The sequence below is a fragment of the Pseudactinotalea terrae genome (assembly GCF_009733845.1).
GTDB lineage: Bacteria > Actinomycetota > Actinomycetes > Actinomycetales > Beutenbergiaceae > Pseudactinotalea > Pseudactinotalea terrae.
Window position 1 is genome coordinate 316,213 of sequence record NZ_WNXZ01000002.1, and the last position, 17,814, is coordinate 334,026.

The following is a 17,814-nucleotide window of genomic DNA, read 5'->3' on the forward strand; positions in this document are numbered from 1 at the left end:
AATCCAATCCTGGTACCCCGCAACCCCGGAGTTTCGACGATGAGCATCCCCCGCCCCGAGTACCCCCGCCCGCAGCTCGTGCGTGAGCGCTGGCTGAACCTGAACGGCGCCTGGCAGTTCGAGATCGACCGCGGCGACTCCGGGCTGGAGCGGGGGCTGCTGGAGCGCGACCTCGAGCGCGAGATCACGGTCCCGTTCGCGCCCGAGTCGCAGGCCTCGGGGATCGAGGACGTCGACTACCTGCACGCGGTCTGGTACCGCCGCACGGTGACGATCCCGGCCGACTGGGCGGGCGAGGACGTGCTGCTGCACCTCGGCGCCGTGGACCACGACGCGACCGTGTGGGCGAACGGCACCGAGGTGGCGCGCCACCGGGGCGGGTTCACGCCGTTCACGGCGAACCTGGCCGGGGTGGCCCGCGCAGGCGAGGACGTCACCATCGTGGTGCGCGCCCGGGACGCGGCCGACGGCCCGCAGGCACGCGGCAAGCAGTCGGTGGAGTACGCGAACCGTGCCTGCAACTACACCCGCACCACCGGGATCTGGCAGACGGTGTGGCTGGAGCCGGTGCCGAGCAGCCGCATCGAACGGATCCAGATCACACCACGCTTCACGGACGGTGCGTTCGACGTCGCGGCCGTGCTGCGGACCGGGCGCTCGGACCTGGCGGTGGAGGTCGAGATCGCCGACGCCGACGGGGTGGCCGTCCGTGGGCGCGCCGAGGCGGGGGCGGAGGCTGCGCCCTCGGTGCGGCTCGTGCTGCCCGAGGGGCGCCGGCGGGCATGGTCGACCACGGACCCGCACCTGTACGAGGTGCAGGTGCGGCTGCTCGACGCCGCCGGGGAGGTCGTCGACGCCGTCGAGTCCTACGCGGGGCTGCGCTCGGTGGCGATCCGGGGCCAGCAGGTGCTGATCAACGGCGAGCGTGTCTTCCAGCGCCTCGTGCTCGACCAGGGCTACTGGGCCGAGACGCTGATGACCGCGCCGAGCGACGAGGCGCTGGTGGCCGACATCGAGCTGAGCATGCAGGCCGGCTTCAACGGCGCGCGGCTGCACCAGAAGGTGTTCGAGGAGCGCTACCTCTACCACGCGGACCGCCTCGGCTACCTGGTGTGGGGCGAGTTCGGCGACTGGGGCGCCCGCGTGCCCGGCCACATCGAGGACCACCAGCAGCCCACCGCCTCGTTCGTGACCCAGTGGCTGGAGGCGCTGCGGCGCGACATCAACCACCCGGCCATCATCGGCTGGTGCCCTCTGAACGAGACGTTCCAGGCGATCAGCGACCGCATCACCCAGCTCGACGACGTCACGCACGCCATGTACCAGGCGACGAAGCTGGCCGACCCCACCCGCCCGGTGATCGACGCCTCCGGCTACTCGCACCGAGTGCCGGACGTCGACGTCTACGACTCCCACAACTACGAGCAGGACCCGGCGACGTTCGCCGAGATCATGTCCGGGCTGGCGCAGGACGAGCCGTACGCGAACGAGCACGACGGGCGCTCGATCTCGCTGCCCTATGCGGGTCAGCCCTACTTCTGCTCCGAGTACGGCGGGATCTGGTGGAACGCCGAGGAGGCCGCCAAGGCGGCCGCGCAGGCCAAGGACCGCAGCGAGTCCTGGGGATACGGCGAGCGCGTGCGCGACCTCGAGGAGTTCTACGTCCGGTTCGCCGGGCTCACCGACGCCCTCCTCGACGACCCCCGGATGTTCGGCTACTGCTACACGCAGCTGACCGACACCTTCCAGGAGGAGAACGGGATCTACGACTTCGACCGCAAGCCGAAGTTCGACCTCGCCCGCCTGCACGCCATCCAGACCAGGGCTGCCGCCTACGAGATCGACGGCCCGCCGACCGCCTGAGGTGAGCGCCGCCGTCGGCCACGCCCGGCGAGTCGAGATCGCACTCTCGGTTCGAGATCGCACCCCCGGGAGTGCGATCTCGAACCAGACGTGCGATCTCGTCACGAGCGGCCGGTGACAATCCTGGGCTCGGGCCCGCAGATGCGGCGGTATTCTCTGCTTCGTGGCGCAACATCGGATCAGCGAGGCGGCTCGGCTGCTGGGGGTCAGCGACGACACCGTGCGCCGATGGGTCGAGCAGGGAAAGCTCGCCACGACGACCGACTCGGCGGGCAGGGCGGTCGTCGACGGCGCCGAGCTCGCCGCGCACGCGCAGGCGGTCGCGACCGCGGCCCAGGACGACCCGCACGCCTCGAGCGCGCGCAACCGGTTCGTCGGGCTCGTCACCGCGATCACCGCCGATACGGTGATGGCGCAGGTCGAGCTGCAGTGCGGGCCGTTCCGCGTGGTGTCGCTGATGTCGTCGGAAGCCGTGCGCGACCTGGGGCTCGAGGTCGGGTCGACGGCGGTCGCCGTCGTCAAGGCGACGACGGTCATCGTCGAGAAGGAACGCGCCCGGTGACGACCCGAGCCCTGCGTTCAGCGCTCGCCGCGGCGACCGCCGTCGTCGTGCTCGCGGGCTGCGCGGGCGGTGCCGAGATCGACGGCGACCCCGCAGACCAGGTCAGCGGCACCGTGACGGTCTACGCGGCCGCCTCGCTGCAGGCGGCGTTCACCGACCTGATCACCGAGTTCGAGCAGGTGAGCCCGGCGACGGTGGCGCCGCCGGTGTACGACGGCTCCGCGACGCTGGTCACCCAGCTGACCGAGGGTGCGGACGCGGATGTGCTCGCCTCCGCCGACACGGCCACCATGGACGACCTCGTCAGCGCTGGCCTCAACGCGAGCGACCCGGTGGTGTTCGCGACCAACACGCTCGTGATCGCCGTCGCGCCCGGCAACCCGCTCGGCATCGCCGAGCTGGAGGATCTGGACGGCCTCGACTACGTGGTGTGCGCGCCCGAGGTGCCATGTGGCGCGGCCACGTGGTCGCTGTTCGACGTCGACGCCCTCACGGTCGAGGCGGTGAGCCAGGAGCAGAACGTCACGGCTGTGGCCGAGCGGGTCGCACGCGGCGAGGTCGACGCCGGCCTGGTCTACGCCACCGACGTGGTCGCGCGCTCGGACGTGCTCGAGGCCGTGGTCCCGAGCGGCGCCGGCCAGGTGGTCAACCAGTACCCGATCACCACGCTGGCCGGCGCAGACGAGGCAGCGGCGGCGTTCGTCGACTTCGTGCTGTCCGACGAGGGTCGCGCCGTGCTCGCCGAGCACGGCTTCGGCGGGCCGTGATGGCGCAAGAGGCGCGCACCGGCGCGCGGCTGCCGGCCTGGATCCTCGTGCCCGCCGGGCTGGGGCTCGCGCTGCTGGTGATCCCGCTGCTGGCCATGCTGCCGCGCGTCGACTGGGCCCGGCTGCCCGCGACGATCACCTCGCCGGCCGCCCTCGACGCGCTGTGGCTCTCGGTCCGGACGGCGACCCTCGCCGTGCTCCTGTGCCTGCTGCTGGGTGTCCCGCTCGCTCTCGCGATGGCGCGCGCCCGCCCGCGCGCCGCCGCGATCCTGCGTGCGCTCGTGACGCTGCCACTGGTGCTGCCGCCGCTGGTCGGGGGTGTGGCGCTGCTCGCGGTGGTGGGGCGAACCGGGGTGCTCGGGCGCTGGCTCGAGGCGACGGGTGTCTCGATCGCGTTCACGCCGTGGGCGGTGGTGCTCGCGCAGACGTTCGTGAGCCTGCCGTTCCTCGTCATCACGGTCGAGGGCAGCCTGCGCACGGTCGGGGACCGCTATCAGGTGGTCGCCGCGACCCTCGGCGCCCGCCCGGCGACCGTGCTGCGGCGGGTCAGCCTGCCGCTGATCGCCCCGAGCCTGCTCGCGGGCACCGTGCTGGCGTTCACGCGTGCGCTCGGTGAGTTCGGCGCCACCGCGCTGGTGGCGGGCAACCGGCCCGGCGTCACGCAGACGGTCCCGATGGCGATCTACACCGCCTTCAACGGCGCGGGCGTGACACGCGACGTGGCGCTCGTGCTGTCGGTGCTGCTGGTCGCCACCGCGCTGGCGATCCTCGTGCTGGTGCCGGCGGTGCGGCGTCGGGAGGCATGGTGAGCCTGCTCGTCGACGTCACCGCCGGGCGCGGATCGTTCACGCTCGAGGTGTGCCTCGACGTCCCGGCCGGTGAGGTGCTCGCCGTGCTCGGACCCAACGGGTCGGGCAAGTCCACGCTGCTGGACGTCGTCGCCGGTCTTCTCGCGCCCCACCGGGGCGAGATCAGCTGGAAGGGCCGCGCCCTCTCGACGGCGACCGGTCGCCTCGTACCGCCGTCGGAGCGCCGGGTGGGGCTGCTCGGGCAGGACCCGCTGCTGTTCCCGCACCTGACGGTGCGCGAGAACGTGGCGTTCGGGCTGCGCGCCAGAGGGAAGCGGGACGCGCTGGCTCGTGCCGACGGCTGGCTGGACCGGCTCGGGGTCGCCTCTCTCACCGACCGCCGCCCACGCCAGCTCTCTGGTGGGCAGGCCGCGCGTGTCGCGCTGGCACGGGCGCTCGCGGCCGAGCCCGAGGTGCTGCTGCTCGACGAGCCGCTTGCCGCTCTCGACGCCTCGGCCGCCCCCGAGCTGCGCCACCTGCTCGGCGAGGTGCTGCGCGAGACCGGACTCACCACCGTGCTGGTCTCCCACGCCGTGCTCGACGCCGCGCTGCTCGCCGATCAGGTCGCGGTGCTGCGCGAGGGGCAGGTGGTCGAGCGCGGACCGCGTGCCGAGGTGCTCGGGGCGCCGCGCACCGCGTTCACCGCCGCGTTCGTGGGCGTCAACCTGGTCCCGGCCGGTTTTGGCGGGCTGCGGCCCGCGCCCAGGGCGAGTCGCGCGAAGGTGACAAAGCTCCGGTTCCGGCCGGCCGCCGTCGTCGTGTCCGAGGAACGGGACCGGCGGGAGAACTCCTGGGAGGCGACCGTGCGGTGGCTCGAGCCCGTGACCGGCGGGGTACGGGTGCGGCTCGCGACCCCCGACCACCCCGACGTGCTCGCCGATGTCGACGCGGCGAGCGTCAGCCATCTGAGCCCGGGTGCGAGAGTGTGGGCGCACGTGCCGGCCGAGGCGGTCCAACCCCTCTGAGCCGCAGGGTGCGCGAGTCCACACGCAGGCGCGCGATGGACGCCGACGACGCCCGCTCGGGGTGGAAGGGCGGGGCCAGCTAGGCGTGCTGCCCGGGCGGACCGGCGAGCGGCAGGTGGACCACCATCGTTGCCCCGCCCCCGGGCGTCGGCTCGTGCCGCACCGACCCGCCGTGCGCGGCCACGATCGTCGCCACGATCGCGAGCCCGAGACCGCTGCCGCCGCTGGCCCGGGTGCGGGACGTGTCTGGCCGGTAGAAGCGCTCGAACACTCGCGCGGAGTCCTCGGGGGCGATGCCGGGGCCGTGGTCGCGGACCTCGAGAACGGCCCAGCCGCCGTCGGCATGGACGGCGATCTCGACCGGCGTGCCCAGCGGCGTGTGCTGCACGGTGTTGCCGACGAGGTTCGTGACCACCTGGCGGATCTTGTCGCCGTCGGCGTGGATCGTTACCGGCCCGTCGGCGATGAGCTGGGTCCGGCGGGAGGGGTCGAGAGCGCCGAGGTCGGCGACCGCGTCGGAGGCGATCGAGATGAGGTCGACGCTGCCGAGCCGGAGGCCGCGGCCCTCGTCGAGGCGGGCGAGGGCGAGAAGGTCGTTGACGAGCCCGCCCATCCGGGTGGCCTCGTCCTCCATGCGGCCGATCGTCGTCGGTACCTCCTCGGGCGGGACAGCACCCATGCGGTAGAGCTCGCCGTAGCCCCGGATCGAGGCGAGCGGCGTGCGGAGCTCGTGCGAGGCGTCGGAGACGAACCGGCTCATGCGGGCCGCCGAGGCCTGGCGCTCGGCGAAGGCGCGCTCCAGCTCGGCGACCATCGCGTTGAAGGACATCCCGAGGCGACCCACCTCGGTGGTGGGCGGCTGCAAGGGCGCGCGCTGCGAGAGGTCCCCGGCGGCCACGGCACCCGCTGCCGTCTCGATGTCGCGCAGCGGCTGCAGCGACTTCTGCACGGCGGCGTAGCCCGCGAGCGCCCCGGCCACCACGACGGCGAGTCCGACCAGCACCATCGTCTTGATCATGTTCGCGATCGTGTCGAGCGTCGACGCCAGCGGCACCGCGATCACCATGGTGCCGACCTCGAGGCCGTCCGGGGTGGAGAGCGAGTAGCTGCCGACGCGCCAGAGCGCCGGGCCCGCCGTCGACGAGACCGTGAACTCCTCGCCGCGACCGAGCGGCGCCGGCAGGTCGGGGATGTCGGGCTCGGAGCCGTCGGCCGCCGTGGTGGAGGGCACGTGCAGGTCGCAGCCGTTGACGAGCTCGACCTGCACGAAGTAGTCGGTGGGCTGTGCTGCCTGGCTGTCGGTGGATCCTCCTGCTTGGTTGGAGGGGCAGACGTACTCCGGAGACAGGCTGACGTCGTTCGCGTAGGACTGGGCGGCCGAGAAGAGCTGGTCGTCGACCTGCTGGATCAGCGAGTTGCGCAGCAGCGCGACGACCGCGGCGCCGGACAGCGTGAGCGCCACGATGATCAGCACCGCGGTGATGAGCGAGAGTCGCCAGCGCAGCGGCAGTGCCCGGAGCCCCTCAGGGTGCGGCTGGGGCGCCGCGCCGGTCACTGGGGCGCGCGCAGCATGTATCCGACGCCGCGCTTGGTGTGGATCAAGGGCTCCGCGTCGAAGGGGTTGTCGACCTTGCGGCGCAGGTAGGAGATGTAGGACTCGACGATCGCGCCGTCGCCGCCCCAGTTGTAGGCCCACACGTGGTCGAGGATCTGCGACTTGCTGAGCACGCGGCCGGCGTTGAGCATCAGGTACCGCAGCAGCGTGAACTCGGTGGGGGAGAGGTCGATCGGCTCACCGGCGCGCCGGACCTCGTGCGCGTCCTCGTCCATCTCGAGGTCACCGACCCGCAGCAGCGAGTCCTCGGTCATCGCGGCGGCGGCCTTGGCGCGGCGCAGCACCGCACGGATGCGCGCGATCACCTCGTCGAGGCTGAAGGGCTTGGTGACGTAGTCGTCGCCCCCGACCGTGAGCCCGGCGACCTTGTCGGTGGTGTCGTCACGCGCGGTGAGGAACACGACCGGCATCAGCTTGCCCTGCTCGCGCAGCCGGCGGGTGACGGTGAAGCCGTCGAGGTCGGGGAGCATGACGTCGAGCACCACGAGGTCGGGCTCGGCCTCGAGCGCCTTCTTCACGGCCTGCTGGCCGTCAGCAGCGGTGTCGACCTCGAAGCCCGCGAACCGCAGGCTTGCTGCCAGGAGCTCGCGGATGTTGGGCTCGTCGTCGACCACGAGCAGGCGCGCCTCGGCCCGGTCGGGTGCTGCAGTACTCATGCGAACCAGTGTGCGCGCCCAGACTGGAAGATTCCTGAGAGTCGCCTGGGGAGATGTCTAGAGGTAGCGGTTCGGGTCGAACGCCTCGAGCGGGATGATCCGCACCCGCGGCAGCGGCACGTTGAAGGCGGCCACGTCGTCCTCGAGGTCGAAGACCTCCAACCCGGCGCCGGTCAGCTCGGTGATCTTGGCGTTGACGAACTCGCGGAAGCACAGCACGCCCACCCGGCGCTCGCCGTCGAGCAACGACTCGAGCTGGGGCAGGAAGTCACCGTCGTGCGAGGCCAGCAGCACGTCGCCGGGGCGGTCCTTGAGCGCCTCGAGGGTGCGCTGGATACCGATGTCGACGACTTTCTCCGAGCCCGAGCCGGCCAGCGGGATCGGGTGGTAGCTCATGGCGAGCAGCGCCTGCACGAAGCTCATCGGCATCTGACCGGTGCTCGCGTTGAGGAAGAACAGGCCTCGCACCGGTTGCTGCCAGGATCGTGAGGCGAACTCCGTGATCCTGTCCCAGCGTGGCCGCTCCTCGGGGGCGGGGCGGTGCCCGAGGACGCTCAGCCCGAGCGTCGCGTCGATGTTCTCGCCATCGACGAGCAGGTAGGTCTGTCGCGCACTCTGCGGCGTCTCCTCGGTCTCCGTCACCTGGCAAGCCTATGGTTTCGACCGGCTCCGGGCGTCGGGTTGCTGGTTCACGCTCCGCCGCGCCGTTGGTGACCGCGGCCCCACTCGCACAGCGCCCCGACCACGGGAGCCAGGGTCTGGCCGTACTCGGACAGCTCGTACGTCACGTGGGGAGGCACCGTGCCCGCGTCGATCCTGGTGAGCACGCCGTCTCGCACGAGCTCCTGCAGGTGCCGGATCAGCATCCGCTCGGTGATCGCCGGGATGCTGCGCCGCAGCTCGCTCGTCCGCATCGGCCGCTCGGAGAGCCGCCACAGGATCGTGGCCTTCCACCGGCCGCCGATCACCGACAGCGCCGTGTCCACGGGACACTCCCGCAGCTCGCGCTCGTCCGGCTGTGTCAGCTGAGCGACCGGGCGATCAAGGGACACTGACACTGAAGACAGTACTTCCATGCGTGGCAGTTTAAAGTCACGATGACACCTATGGAACATCTCGTCATCGCCACCGCCGTCGTCGCAGGCCTGCTCGCCGGGCTCGAGCTCGCGGTCAGCGTCGTCGTCGGCCCGATCCTCGCCACCCTCGACCAGACCAGCATGCTCCGCGGCCGCACGCAGGGTGCGGGCGCGCTGGGACGCGCCATGCCGGTGGCCTACGGCGTCGCGCTGGTCCTCGTGGTCGCGTCGCTGCTGGTCGGATGGGACGACGGCGCTCGCGGGCCGCTCACGGGGGCTGTCGTGGCGTACGGGGCGATCACCGCGCTGTCGCTCGGCTATCTCGTCCCCATGAACACGCGTGCGACGCGGTGGGATCCCGAACAGCCACCCAGCGACTGGCAGCAGGTGATGCGGCGCTGGGACCGTGGGCACGCCGTCAGGGTCGTGCTGCTCGTCGTCGCCTTCGCTCTGCTGGTGGTGGCCGTCGCGCGCTGACGCCCCGAGCGAGGCATCCTGGACGGCGTCGCCCACCTGGTCCCGCAGCCGGGTACCGTGACCCAGATTCATGGCAAGGCGACGACAGGGAGCAACGCATGGCGAAGGCCCGCGACATCGCGTTGCTGGTGCTGGGCTGGGTACTGGTGGTGGCTGGCATCGCCGCGCTCGTGCTGCCCGGGCCCGGCCTGGTGATGGTGTTCGCCGGCCTTGCGATCCTCTCCCAGCACTACACGTGGGCAGAGAAGCGGTTGCGCCCGATCGAGATCCGGGCGATGAAGGGTGCCGCCGAGGGCGTCGAGACCGTGCCGCGGATCGTGGTCTCGACCCTGTTCGCGCTGACGATCATCGGGTTCGGCGTGCTGTGGCTCCTCAAGCCGCCGATGCCGCCGTGGTGGCCGTTGCCCGAGATCCTGTGGCTGCCAGGCGGTCGGGGCACCGGCAGCACCCTCGTGCTCTCGGGCCTCATCGGGATCGCGCTGCTGGTGTGGAGCGTGCGGCGCTTCCACGGCAAGCCCGAGGAGGTCGCGAGGATCGAGGAGCGTGCGGCCGGTCGCTGAGCCCCGCCGCGCGAGACCCTGCCCATGCGCTCGTTCGTCGCCTGACGCCGACGGCCCGGCCCCCGGAGGGAGTCGGGCCGTCGCGTCGAGGCGATTCAGCTGGTGGTCGCCGTCACTGCTGCTGGTCGACCGGTGCATCCTCGATAGCGGGCTGAGCGGGTGCGTCCTGGACCGTGCCGCCGCGCTTGAGCGCCTCGAACCGGGCCTCGACCTCGAGCATGTCGCCCTGCTGCTCCAGCTCGGAGAACTGGGCGTCGAGCGAGGAGGCCTGCAGCTCGGCCTGGCCGGCCACCTGTGCCTCCTGACGGCGAACCTGGTCCTCGAACCGGCCGAGCTCGCTCGTGGGGTCGAGCACGTTGATCGACCCGATGGCCTCCTGCACCTGCTGCTGGGCCTGGGCCGACTTCGCGCGGGCGACCAGCTGGTCGCGCTTCGTCTTGAGCTCGCCCAGGCGATCCTTCATGATCGCCAGCCCCTGCTTGAGCTTCTCGGCGACCTGGTTCTGCGACGCAAGGATCGGCTCGGCCTCCTTGACCTCGCTCTCGAATCCGATCTGCTTCTGCAGCGCGATCCTCGCGAGGTTGTCGTAGCGATCGGCAGCAGCAGCATCGCCCTGTGCGCGGGCCTGGTCGGCCCGCTGCGAGGCTGCGAGCGCCTTGCTGCCCCACTCCCGCACCGCTGCGACGTCCTCGTTGTAGTCCTGCTCGGCGAGGCGCAGGTTGCCGATCGTCTGCGCGATCGCCTGCTCGGCCTCGGCGATGTTGTTCGTGTAGTCGCGGACGAGCTGGTCGATCATCTTCTCCGGGTCTTCGGCCCGGTCGAGCAGCGAGTTGATGTTGGCGCGCGTGAGCTGAGCGATGCGCCCGAGGATGGTCTGCTTCTCGGTCATGAGGTACTGCCCTTCGTGAGTTCGTGCTGAGGCGGAACAAGGTCTAGGTCTATCGGCGCCTCCCGCCGCCCGCGCGGCGACTGCTGCCACCGCTGCGCCGAGAGCTGCTGCGGCCGATCGATCCCATGCTGCGGCCCATGCTGGTGCGCCCGCCGCCGGAGCGGCTGCCGCCCCAGCCCCCGCCCGAGCGGCTACCGCCGCCACCCCACGAGGATCCGCCGCCCCAGCCCGATCGCCGGCCGCCACCGAGAACCTCGTTGAGGATGCCACCGAGGATCAGCGAGCCGGCGTCGATGCCGCCCGAGCGGCCGTAGTAGCCACCACCGCCGATGCTCTCGGTGCTCCGGCGCCAGCCGTTGACGTCGTTCTGCGCGAGCTGGAGGGCGCTCGTGGCCGCGTCGTGCGCAGCCCGCGACGCTGTGAGCGCGCCCTGTGAATCGCTTTCCTGCAGGCTGCGCGCCCGCGCTAGCGACTCCGACGCGGTCGCGAGCCTGGTCCGCGCGGTGGTCTGCACGGCACCGCGGTTGGTCTCGATGAAGGCGTTCGCCCGGCCGATGGCCGCCTCGGCCGCAGCGAGCTGTCCGGCGAGCTGGCCGGCCGCCTTCCGGTGGACCTGCTCCTGCTCGCGGCGTGGTGCGAGCGCGGCGTCGAGGGCCTGCTCAGCCGCTGCCAGCTCGGACAGGGCAGCGATCGGGTCGCCGCCGTTCCTGGCCGCCGCACCGGCCTGCAGCGCCGCCTGCGCGCGCTCGACGGCCGGCGTGACCGTCGAGTCGTTCGGCGCCAGCCTGCCGGCATCGGAGACGTCGGAGGTCAGCGAGGCGATCGCGCCGTCGAGGGCGGAGCTGGCCTCGGCCAGCGTGTCGCCCGCGTGCGCGACCATCTCCAGCAGCGTGCCCACCTGCTGCAGCGCATCCTCGGCGGTCCGCGCGAAGGCGACGGCGGTGCCGCGGTCGTCGGCCTGCACACGGGACCGGCCCTCGGTGATCGACTGCCGCGCCGAGGCGAGCAGCGCCTCGGCCTGGTCGGGCGCCCGCGCCACGGTGGTGAGCGCCGTGGCAGGGTAGATCGCCCCCAGCTGGCCGAGCGTGCCCCTCGCGGCGGGCACCCGACCCGCGAGCTCGCGGGCGCGGGTCTCGAGCTCGTCCAGGACCGCGGGCGCGTTCTCCTGCAGGGACCGCAGGTCGGCGAGCGCCTCCGTCTGGGAGTCGAGCGCCTCGTCAGCTGCCTCGCACAGCCCCAGGATCTCGACGAGGCCCCTGCGCTGGGCGTCCTCGGACGGCGTCGAGTCGCCGAGCTGCTGCTGGATCGTGAACGCGTGGGCCAGCTGCTGCTGCGCCTGCGCCAGCGCGGCCTTGAAGTCGCGGGTGGCCTCGATGCCGAACTGCGCCTCCGCGAAGGCGAGCTCGTTGGCAGAGGAGCGCACGTCGTTGTCGAGCGCCACCAGCGCCGACCCGGCGCGCTGGCCGAGCTCGGCCGTGCTCACCGAGGCCCATCGCTGCTCGGGCGTCGGCGGCCCGCTCGGCTGTGGTGGCTGCCCGGGCTCCGGGCTCCTGCGGGAGCGGCGTGCCATCGCGACGACCCCGCCGCCGACCGCCAGCACCGCGACGCCGCCCAGCACCCACCCCAGGCCGTTGCTGCCGCCGGAGGGTTCGTCGTCGGGCTCCGTGGTCGGCGCCGCGCTCCCCGTCGTGACCTCGATGACCGCGCCGGCGGCCGCCAGCGAGGCGCCGGTCCAGTCGCCGCTGCCGACCTCGCTCCGAGCCGCAGCCTCGATGTCGCTGATGTCGGCGTCGGACAGCGGGGCCTCCTGAGCGACCGAGAGAGCCACCTCGCGGTCCTCGACGGCGATCGCAAGCAGCAGCACGTCCGTGTTCGCGTTGGTCGCGATCGCCGTCTCGTTCGCCCAGTCGACCGCGCGCATCCCGTCGAAGGAGTCCACGTAGACGGTCCACAGGTCGTAGTCGGTCTCGGCGACCACCTCGTCAGCAGCGGCGGCGAGGTCCTCGAGATCGGCCGCCGCCACCTGCTCGCTCGAGCGGTCGACCACCCGGTCGTCCAGGGCGAACGGGGGCTCGGCGTAGGCCGGTGCAGCGAGCACGAGCCCCGCTGCCGCCGCGACTCCGACGGCCGCCACCGCGCGGACTGCTGTCTGCTTGCTCACCTGGTGATCTTCGCGCCTGGTCACGGAGGGCGCAACGCGGCGCGATGGTGAGTCCTGCGTACACCGCTCCTGGGAGCGCTCCAGCGCACTGGGGTAGGGTTCCCGCCCGTGCAGAACACCACTCCCCGCATCGCCGTGATCCAGCACGAGGACGCCGTCCCGCTCGACCTCCTGCGCCCCGCCCTCGGCTCCGCCGAGCTCGTGGTCGTCCGACCGGACGCCGGTGAGACGTTGCCCCCGATCTCCAAGATCGATGGTCTCCTCGTCCTCGGCGGGACGATGTCTGCCTACGACGACGAGCGCGCCCCCTGGCTCCCGGCCGTCCGCACCTACCTGCGCGATGCCGTCGAGCACGGCACCACCACGCTCGGCGTCTGCCTCGGGGCGCAGCTCCTCGCCGTCGCGCTCGGCGGCGAGGTCGAGGTCAACGCCCCGAGCGGGCCCGAGCGCGGGGTCGTCGAGGTGCGCGTCCGGCCCGACGGCGAGGCAGACCCGCTGTTCTCGCCGATCGTCGACGCGCTCGGTCGCGACGTGCTGGCGCCATCCAGCCACAACGACGCGATCAGCGTGCTGCCCGAGGGCGCGGTGTGGCTCGCGAGCTCACGCCAGTACCCGTTCCAGGCGTTCCGCGTCGGCTCCGCATGGGGCGTCCAGTTCCATCCGGAGGCGGGCGAGGACACCTTCGCGGCATGGACCGAGCGTCACGGCGGCGACGTCGAGGCGGCCCGTGCCCGCCATCGTGAGGCGGGCGAGCAGCTGGAGAAGCTCGCCGCCGTCATCGGCCGCACCTTCACCCAGCTGGTCTGCGACCGGGTGCTCGCCTAGGGCAGCTGGCTACGCCTGCGCCAGCAGGTCCTCCGCGTCCACGATCGTGTACGCGTAGCCCTGCTCGGCGAGGAAGCGCTGCCGGTGCGCAGCGAACTCCGCATCCACCGTGTCGCGCGTGACGACCGTGTAGAAGTGCGCGGTCTTGCCGTCGGCCTTGGGGCGCATGATGCGGCCGAGCCGCTGCGCCTCCTCCTGGCGTGACCCGAACGTGCCCGAGACCTGGATGGCGACCGAGGCCTCCGGCAGGTCGATCGAGAAGTTCGCGACCTTGCTGACCACGAGCGTGCTGATCTCGCCCTGTCGGAACCCCTCGAACAGGCGCTGCCGCTCGTTGACCGTGGTCGCACCGGTGATCAGCGGCGCCCCGATCGTCTCGGACAGGTGCTCGAGCTGGTCGAGGTACTGACCGATCACGAGCACCTGCTCGCCCTCGTGCGAGTCGACCAGGTGGCGGACCACGTCGGTCTTGGCCTTCGCCGTCGAGGCGATCCGATAACGGTCCTCCGGTTCCGAGGAGGCGTACGCCATCCGCACCGCGTGCGGCAGGTCGAGCCGCACCTCGACGCACTCGGCCGGCGCGATCCAGCCCTGGCTCTCGATGTCCTTCCAGGGGGCGTCGTAGCGCTTGGGGCCGATGAGGCTGAACACCTCGTCCTCGCGGCCGTCCTCGCGGACGAGCGTCGCGGTGAGACCGAGCCGCCGCCGGGCCTGCAGATCCGCCGTCATCCGGAAGATCGGGGCCGGGAGCAGGTGCACCTCGTCGTACAGGATCAGGCCCCAGTCACGCGCGTCGAGCAGCTCCAGGTGCGTGTAGACGCCCTTCCGCTTCGTGGTGAGCACCTGGTAGGTCGCGATCGTGACCGGGCGGACCTCCTTGCGGGCGCCGGAGTACTCGCCGATCTCCTCGGCGGTCAGCGTGGTGCGCCGCACCAGCTCGTCGCGCCACTGCCGCGCGCTGACCGTGTTGGTCACCAGGATCAGGGTGGTCGCCTTGGCCTCGGCCATCGCGCCCGCCCCGACGATCGTCTTGCCCGCACCGCACGGGAGCACGACGACGCCGCTCCCGCCGTGCCAGAACGTCTCGACCGCCTCCGCCTGGTAGGGCCGCATCGACCAGTCCCTGTCGTCGAGATCGATCTCGTGCGCCTCACCGTCGACGTAGCCCGCCAGGTCCTCCGCCGGCCAGCCGAGCTTCACGAGCACCTGCTTGAGGTGCCCGCGCTCGCTCGGGTGCACGATCACGGTGCTCTCGTCGATCCGCATGCCGACCAGCCCCGAGGTGCGCTTGGAGCGCAGCACCTCGGTGAGCACGGCGACGTCGGTCGCGTGCAGCACCAGCCCGTGCGTGGGGTGGCTGAGCAGCTGCAGCCGCCCGTACCTGGCCATGGTCTCCGCGATATCGACGAGGAGCCCGTGCGGCACCGGGTAGCGCGAGTAGTCGAGCAGGGTGTTGACGACCTGCTCGGCGTCGTGGCCCGCGGCGCGGGCGTTCCAGAGCCCCAGCGGGGTGAGGCGGTAGGTGTGGATGTGCTCGGGCGCGCGCTCGAGCTCCGCGAACGGAGCGATCGCGCGACGGCACGCCGCAGCCTGCTCGTGGTCGACCTCGAGCAGCAGGGTCTTGTCGGACTGGACGATCAGGGGGCCATCGGGCATCCGACCATTGTCTCTCGCGCTGCGTGCCCTGCTCGGGCTGACTGCGCACATCCACGGTGAGATCGCACACTGCGCGGTGCTAGCTCACCGGCGATGTGCGCGCTCGGCAGCCGGAGCCGACCCGGCGGGGCCGGCCGCGTGGCGCAGTCACCGCTCGGGGAGGCGCGAGCTGGCCGCGGGCGTCCGAGCGCGCCTCAGACGACGACGGCATCTCCCGCGCGGAGCTGCACGTAGGTCCCGCCGACGCTCTCGACCGCACCGGTGATGCGTGCCTCGGAGATGCGCAGCCCGGCCTCGGAGAGCACGGCGTCGTGGATCGCGATCGCCTGCTTCGGGGCGACCTCGAGCACGAAGTCCATCGTCTCGCCGATCTTCAGCCACGGCGCGCCGGCGGGCGCGGCCAGGATCTCGACCGGCACCCCTGGCGCCACCAGCGAGTCGCCTGGGTGGTAGAGCCGGCCGTCGATCAGCACGCCCACGTTGTCGACCCGTGGCAGCGTGCGGTGGATCTCGGCGTGCGTGCCGCCGAAGAACTCCAGCCGGAAGCCGCCCACCTCACGGATGTCGCCGGGTGCCACGGCTTCGACCACGTCACCGGCCTCGCTGGCCGCGACCGCGGCAGCCACGCCCGCGGGGCCGTAGATCGGAGCCTCCGGGAACCGCTGGCGCAGGTCGGCCACGTGCTCGGAGGTCCAGTGGTCGGCGTGCTCGTGCGTGATGACGACGGCGCGGACCGCCTCCAGGTCGACGAGACGACCAGAGAACGAGCCGGGGTCGATGACGAGGGTGCCGGCGTCGCCGTCGACGGCCAGACAGGCGTGCTCATGCTTGGTGATCTTCACGATCCTGACGCTACCGCTCTCTCCGTCACGCGGGGGAGGCGGTCCCGCCGGTAGGCGGATGGGCGGTCCGGCTGCACCCGCCCTACCCTGGCCGGATGGCAGACCTGCGCCGACCCGCCGACGCCGCGATGGTGCGCGCCGACGCGCTGACCGCGCTCGCGCTGGCATTCGCCGGTGCGCTGGTCGCCGTGCTGGTGTGGACGGCGCAGATCCAGCAGTTCCAGCAGCCGATGTGGATGGCCGCGCCGTTCTCGGTGCTGATCGCCGCTCCGCTGGCGGTGCGGCGCACCCACCCCGTGGTCGCCATGGTGGCGACGAGCGTCGCCTATGCCGTGGGCGGCGAGCTCGGCGCCATGGAGATCACGGTCTCGCAGGTGGTGCTGTTCCTGCCGTTCTACTCGGTCGGTGCCTGGTGCACGAATCGGACGCTCGCCTTCCGCGCACGGCTGGCCACCGTGATCGTCATGGCGATCTGGCTCGCCAGCGCCGGCATCCGGGGCTTCTACTCGCCCGAGACGGGCGAGCACGGCGTGCAGGCGTTCTTCTCGTGGTTCATGGTCCAGGTCATGGTCAACGCGGCCTACTTCGCAGCCGGGTGGGTGTTCGGGGACCGGTCCTGGCAGCAGGCGGTCGAGCGTGAGGCGCTGGAGCAGGCGCAGGCGGAGGTCCGCGCCCAGCAGGTGCAGCTGACCGAGCAGGCGATCTCGCTCGAGCGGCTCCGCATCGCGCGTGAGCTCCACGACGTCGTCGCGCACCACGTCTCCGCGATGGGCATCCAGGCCGGTGCGGCCCGCCGCGTGCTATCGCGTGACCCCGAGCGCGCCGCCACCGCGCTGCGCTCGGTCGAGGAGAGTGCACGCACGGCGATCTCCGAGCTCGGCACGATGGTCGGGGCGCTGCGCAGCACGGACGAGTCGAACGCGCCGATGCCGACGCTCGCCGACGTGCGCGACCTCGTGAACCAGGCCCGCGCCCACGGTCCGGTCGACTTCGAGGTGGTGGGGGAGCGACGCGAGCTGAGCCCCGCCGTCGAGCTCACGGCCTATCGGGTCATCCAGGAGGCCCTCACCAACACCCGCAAGCACGCCGGCCTCGGTGCCGGTGCCGATGTCCGCATCCGTTACCTCGCACAGGCTCTCGAGGTCGAGATCGGAGACGACGGCGCAGCCTCGATCAGCTCGCGTGCGCCCGGTCTCGGGGTGGGCCAGCGGGGCATGGCCGAGCGTGTGGCCGCGCTGGGCGGCAGGATCGAGATGGGGCCCAAGAGCCGGGGCGGCTACCTGGTGCGGGCAGCGATCCCCACGGGCGCGGCCGTGCGGGAGGATCTGGTCTCGAGCACCACCGAGAGGGACACGTGACACGCATTCTGCTGGTCGATGACCAGTCGATCGTCCGGGTGGGGTTTCGCACCATCCTGGAGACCGAGCCCGGCTTCGAGGTCGTGGGGGAGGCGTCCGACGGCAAGGTCGCGATCGAGCAGGCCGCCGCGTTGCAGCCGGACGTGATCTGCATGGACGTCCAGATGCCCGTGATGGACGGACTCGCGGCCACCCGCGAGATCACTGCCGGCGGCAGCGGTGCCGCGGTGATGATCCTCACGACCTTCGACCGCGACGACTTCCTGTTCGAGGCGATCGATGCCGGGGCCAGTGGCTTCCTGCTGAAGTCTTCGGAGGCCGAGCAGCTCATCGAGGCGGTGCACGCGCTCGCACGCGGTGACGCGCTGCTCTCGCCCGCCGTCACCCGGCGGGTGATCGAGCGCTATGCCGGCCAGGGTGCGGCGGCGGCGGCACCCCAGGCGCCGGCTGCGCCGTCGAGGCTCGAGGGACTGACCGAGCGCGAGCGCGAGGTGCTCATGCACCTGGCGCGCGGTCGGTCCAACGCCGAGATGGCGGCGGAGCTGTTCCTGGGCGAGGCGACCATCAAGACCCACGTCTCCAACGTGCTGATGAAGCTCGGCGTGCGTGACCGGATCCACGCGGTGATCTGGGCCTACGAGCACGGTGTCGTGGCGCCGGGATCGTAGCCCGACAGCGGCGTGGCTCCGCCGCG

At 72.1% G+C, this 17,814-nt stretch carries 18 protein-coding genes; 10 read left to right on the plus strand and 8 right to left on the minus strand.

Annotated features, from left to right (window positions below; genetic code table 11):
• Positions 1-39 precede the first annotated feature (39 nt).
• The 5 genes from GPA03_RS08950 to GPA03_RS08970 all read left to right on the plus strand — a co-directional run bounded on the left by GPA03_RS08950 (position 40) and on the right by GPA03_RS08970 (position 5,005).
• Complete coding sequence (locus tag GPA03_RS08950; RefSeq protein ID WP_241681185.1) at positions 40-1,863, plus strand: glycoside hydrolase family 2 protein; 1,824 nt, start codon at positions 40-42, stop codon at positions 1,861-1,863.
• Between the two features lie 163 nt (positions 1,864-2,026).
• Entirely contained in the window at positions 2,027-2,425 is a 399-nt protein-coding gene (locus GPA03_RS08955; protein ID WP_156251648.1) for a TOBE domain-containing protein, read from the plus strand.
• Positions 2,422-3,192 carry a molybdate ABC transporter substrate-binding protein gene (modA, locus tag GPA03_RS08960; RefSeq protein WP_206673497.1) on the plus strand — a complete coding sequence of 257 codons (771 nt, stop codon included), beginning with the start codon at positions 2,422-2,424 and terminating at the stop codon, positions 3,190-3,192. The genes GPA03_RS08955 and modA overlap by 4 nt, the downstream gene beginning before the upstream one ends.
• Positions 3,192-4,001: an ABC transporter permease gene (locus tag GPA03_RS08965; RefSeq protein ID WP_156251649.1), complete on the plus strand. Its 810-nt coding sequence runs from the start codon at positions 3,192-3,194 to the stop codon at positions 3,999-4,001. The genes modA and GPA03_RS08965 overlap by 1 nt, the downstream gene beginning before the upstream one ends.
• The gene (locus GPA03_RS08970) at positions 3,995-5,005 is read left to right on the plus strand and encodes a sulfate/molybdate ABC transporter ATP-binding protein (protein ID WP_156251650.1); all 1,011 of its coding nucleotides are present in this window, start codon (positions 3,995-3,997) and stop codon (positions 5,003-5,005) included. The genes GPA03_RS08965 and GPA03_RS08970 overlap by 7 nt, the downstream gene beginning before the upstream one ends.
• Before the next feature lie 79 nt (positions 5,006-5,084).
• Here the strand turns inward: GPA03_RS08970 and GPA03_RS08975 are convergent, their stop codons facing one another.
• Genes GPA03_RS08975 through GPA03_RS08990 form a run of 4 tightly spaced genes read right to left on the minus strand, consistent with a single transcriptional unit; the run spans position 5,085 to position 8,262 of the window.
• Complete coding sequence (locus GPA03_RS08975) at positions 5,085-6,560, minus strand: sensor histidine kinase (protein WP_156251651.1); 1,476 nt, start codon at positions 6,558-6,560, stop codon at positions 5,085-5,087.
• On the minus strand, positions 6,557-7,276 hold the full coding sequence (locus GPA03_RS08980) for a response regulator transcription factor (protein ID WP_156251652.1): 720 nt from the start codon (positions 7,274-7,276) through the stop codon (positions 6,557-6,559). The genes GPA03_RS08975 and GPA03_RS08980 overlap by 4 nt, the downstream gene beginning before the upstream one ends.
• A gap of 57 nt (positions 7,277-7,333) precedes the next feature.
• Positions 7,334-7,918 (minus strand): NYN domain-containing protein, encoded by a 585-nt coding sequence (locus tag GPA03_RS08985; RefSeq protein ID WP_156251653.1) that lies wholly within the window; start codon positions 7,916-7,918, stop codon positions 7,334-7,336.
• Positions 7,919-7,965: 47 nt separating this feature from the next.
• Entirely contained in the window at positions 7,966-8,262 is a 297-nt protein-coding gene (locus GPA03_RS08990) for a winged helix-turn-helix transcriptional regulator (protein ID WP_241681187.1), read from the minus strand.
• Between the two features lie 120 nt (positions 8,263-8,382).
• On the opposite strand from GPA03_RS08990, the gene GPA03_RS08995 reads away from it, so the two are divergent.
• Both GPA03_RS08995 and GPA03_RS09000 read left to right on the plus strand, forming a co-directional pair.
• The gene (locus GPA03_RS08995; RefSeq protein WP_162458313.1) at positions 8,383-8,829 is read left to right on the plus strand and encodes an anthrone oxygenase family protein; all 447 of its coding nucleotides are present in this window, start codon (positions 8,383-8,385) and stop codon (positions 8,827-8,829) included.
• 98 nt (positions 8,830-8,927) lie between these two features.
• Positions 8,928-9,389 carry a PGPGW domain-containing protein gene (locus tag GPA03_RS09000; RefSeq protein ID WP_156251656.1) on the plus strand — a complete coding sequence of 154 codons (462 nt, stop codon included), beginning with the start codon at positions 8,928-8,930 and terminating at the stop codon, positions 9,387-9,389.
• Positions 9,390-9,501: 112 nt separating this feature from the next.
• Here GPA03_RS09000 and GPA03_RS09005 read toward each other — a convergent pair whose 3' ends face one another.
• Positions 9,502-10,278 (minus strand): PspA/IM30 family protein, encoded by a 777-nt coding sequence (locus GPA03_RS09005; protein ID WP_156251657.1) that lies wholly within the window; start codon positions 10,276-10,278, stop codon positions 9,502-9,504.
• A gap of 49 nt (positions 10,279-10,327) precedes the next feature.
• Complete coding sequence (locus GPA03_RS09010; RefSeq protein ID WP_162458314.1) at positions 10,328-12,439, minus strand: TPM domain-containing protein; 2,112 nt, start codon at positions 12,437-12,439, stop codon at positions 10,328-10,330.
• 108 nt (positions 12,440-12,547) lie between these two features.
• Between GPA03_RS09010 and GPA03_RS09015 the strand changes: the two genes are divergently transcribed.
• Entirely contained in the window at positions 12,548-13,264 is a 717-nt protein-coding gene (locus tag GPA03_RS09015) for a type 1 glutamine amidotransferase (protein WP_156251659.1), read from the plus strand.
• Positions 13,265-13,273: 9 nt separating this feature from the next.
• Here GPA03_RS09015 and GPA03_RS09020 read toward each other — a convergent pair whose 3' ends face one another.
• Together GPA03_RS09020 and GPA03_RS09025 are read right to left on the minus strand one after the other, a co-directional pair.
• A complete protein-coding gene (locus tag GPA03_RS09020) occupies positions 13,274-14,920 on the minus strand; it encodes a DNA repair helicase XPB (protein ID WP_156251660.1) in 1,647 nt (548 codons plus the stop codon).
• A gap of 194 nt (positions 14,921-15,114) precedes the next feature.
• Positions 15,115-15,762, minus strand: a complete 648-nt coding sequence (locus GPA03_RS09025; RefSeq protein WP_156251661.1) for an MBL fold metallo-hydrolase — start codon at positions 15,760-15,762, stop codon at positions 15,115-15,117.
• A gap of 95 nt (positions 15,763-15,857) precedes the next feature.
• Here GPA03_RS09025 and GPA03_RS09030 point away from each other — a divergent pair, with 95 nt between their 5' ends.
• Positions 15,858-17,120: a sensor histidine kinase gene (locus GPA03_RS09030; RefSeq protein WP_156251662.1), complete on the plus strand. Its 1,263-nt coding sequence runs from the start codon at positions 15,858-15,860 to the stop codon at positions 17,118-17,120.
• Positions 17,117-17,788 carry a response regulator gene (locus tag GPA03_RS09035; RefSeq protein WP_156251663.1) on the plus strand — a complete coding sequence of 224 codons (672 nt, stop codon included), beginning with the start codon at positions 17,117-17,119 and terminating at the stop codon, positions 17,786-17,788. Before GPA03_RS09030 ends, GPA03_RS09035 begins: the two co-directional genes overlap by 4 nt.
• Positions 17,789-17,814: the final 26 nt, after the last annotated feature.

Coding starts and splice junctions, on each gene's coding strand:
- GPA03_RS08995 (WP_162458313.1), top strand. CDS start 8,383: ATGGAACATCTCGTCATCGCCACCGCCGTCGTCGCAGGCCTGCTCGCC.
- GPA03_RS09020 (WP_156251660.1), bottom strand. CDS start 14,920: ATGCCCGATGGCCCCCTGATCGTCCAGTCCGACAAGACCCTGCTGCTC.
- GPA03_RS08970 (WP_156251650.1), top strand. CDS start 3,995: ATGGTGAGCCTGCTCGTCGACGTCACCGCCGGGCGCGGATCGTTCACG.
- GPA03_RS08950 (WP_241681185.1), top strand. CDS start 40: ATGAGCATCCCCCGCCCCGAGTACCCCCGCCCGCAGCTCGTGCGTGAG.
- GPA03_RS08965 (WP_156251649.1), top strand. CDS start 3,192: ATGGCGCAAGAGGCGCGCACCGGCGCGCGGCTGCCGGCCTGGATCCTC.
- GPA03_RS09030 (WP_156251662.1), top strand. CDS start 15,858: ATGGCAGACCTGCGCCGACCCGCCGACGCCGCGATGGTGCGCGCCGAC.
- GPA03_RS09000 (WP_156251656.1), top strand. CDS start 8,928: ATGGCGAAGGCCCGCGACATCGCGTTGCTGGTGCTGGGCTGGGTACTG.
- GPA03_RS09005 (WP_156251657.1), bottom strand. CDS start 10,278: ATGACCGAGAAGCAGACCATCCTCGGGCGCATCGCTCAGCTCACGCGC.
- GPA03_RS08980 (WP_156251652.1), bottom strand. CDS start 7,276: ATGAGTACTGCAGCACCCGACCGGGCCGAGGCGCGCCTGCTCGTGGTC.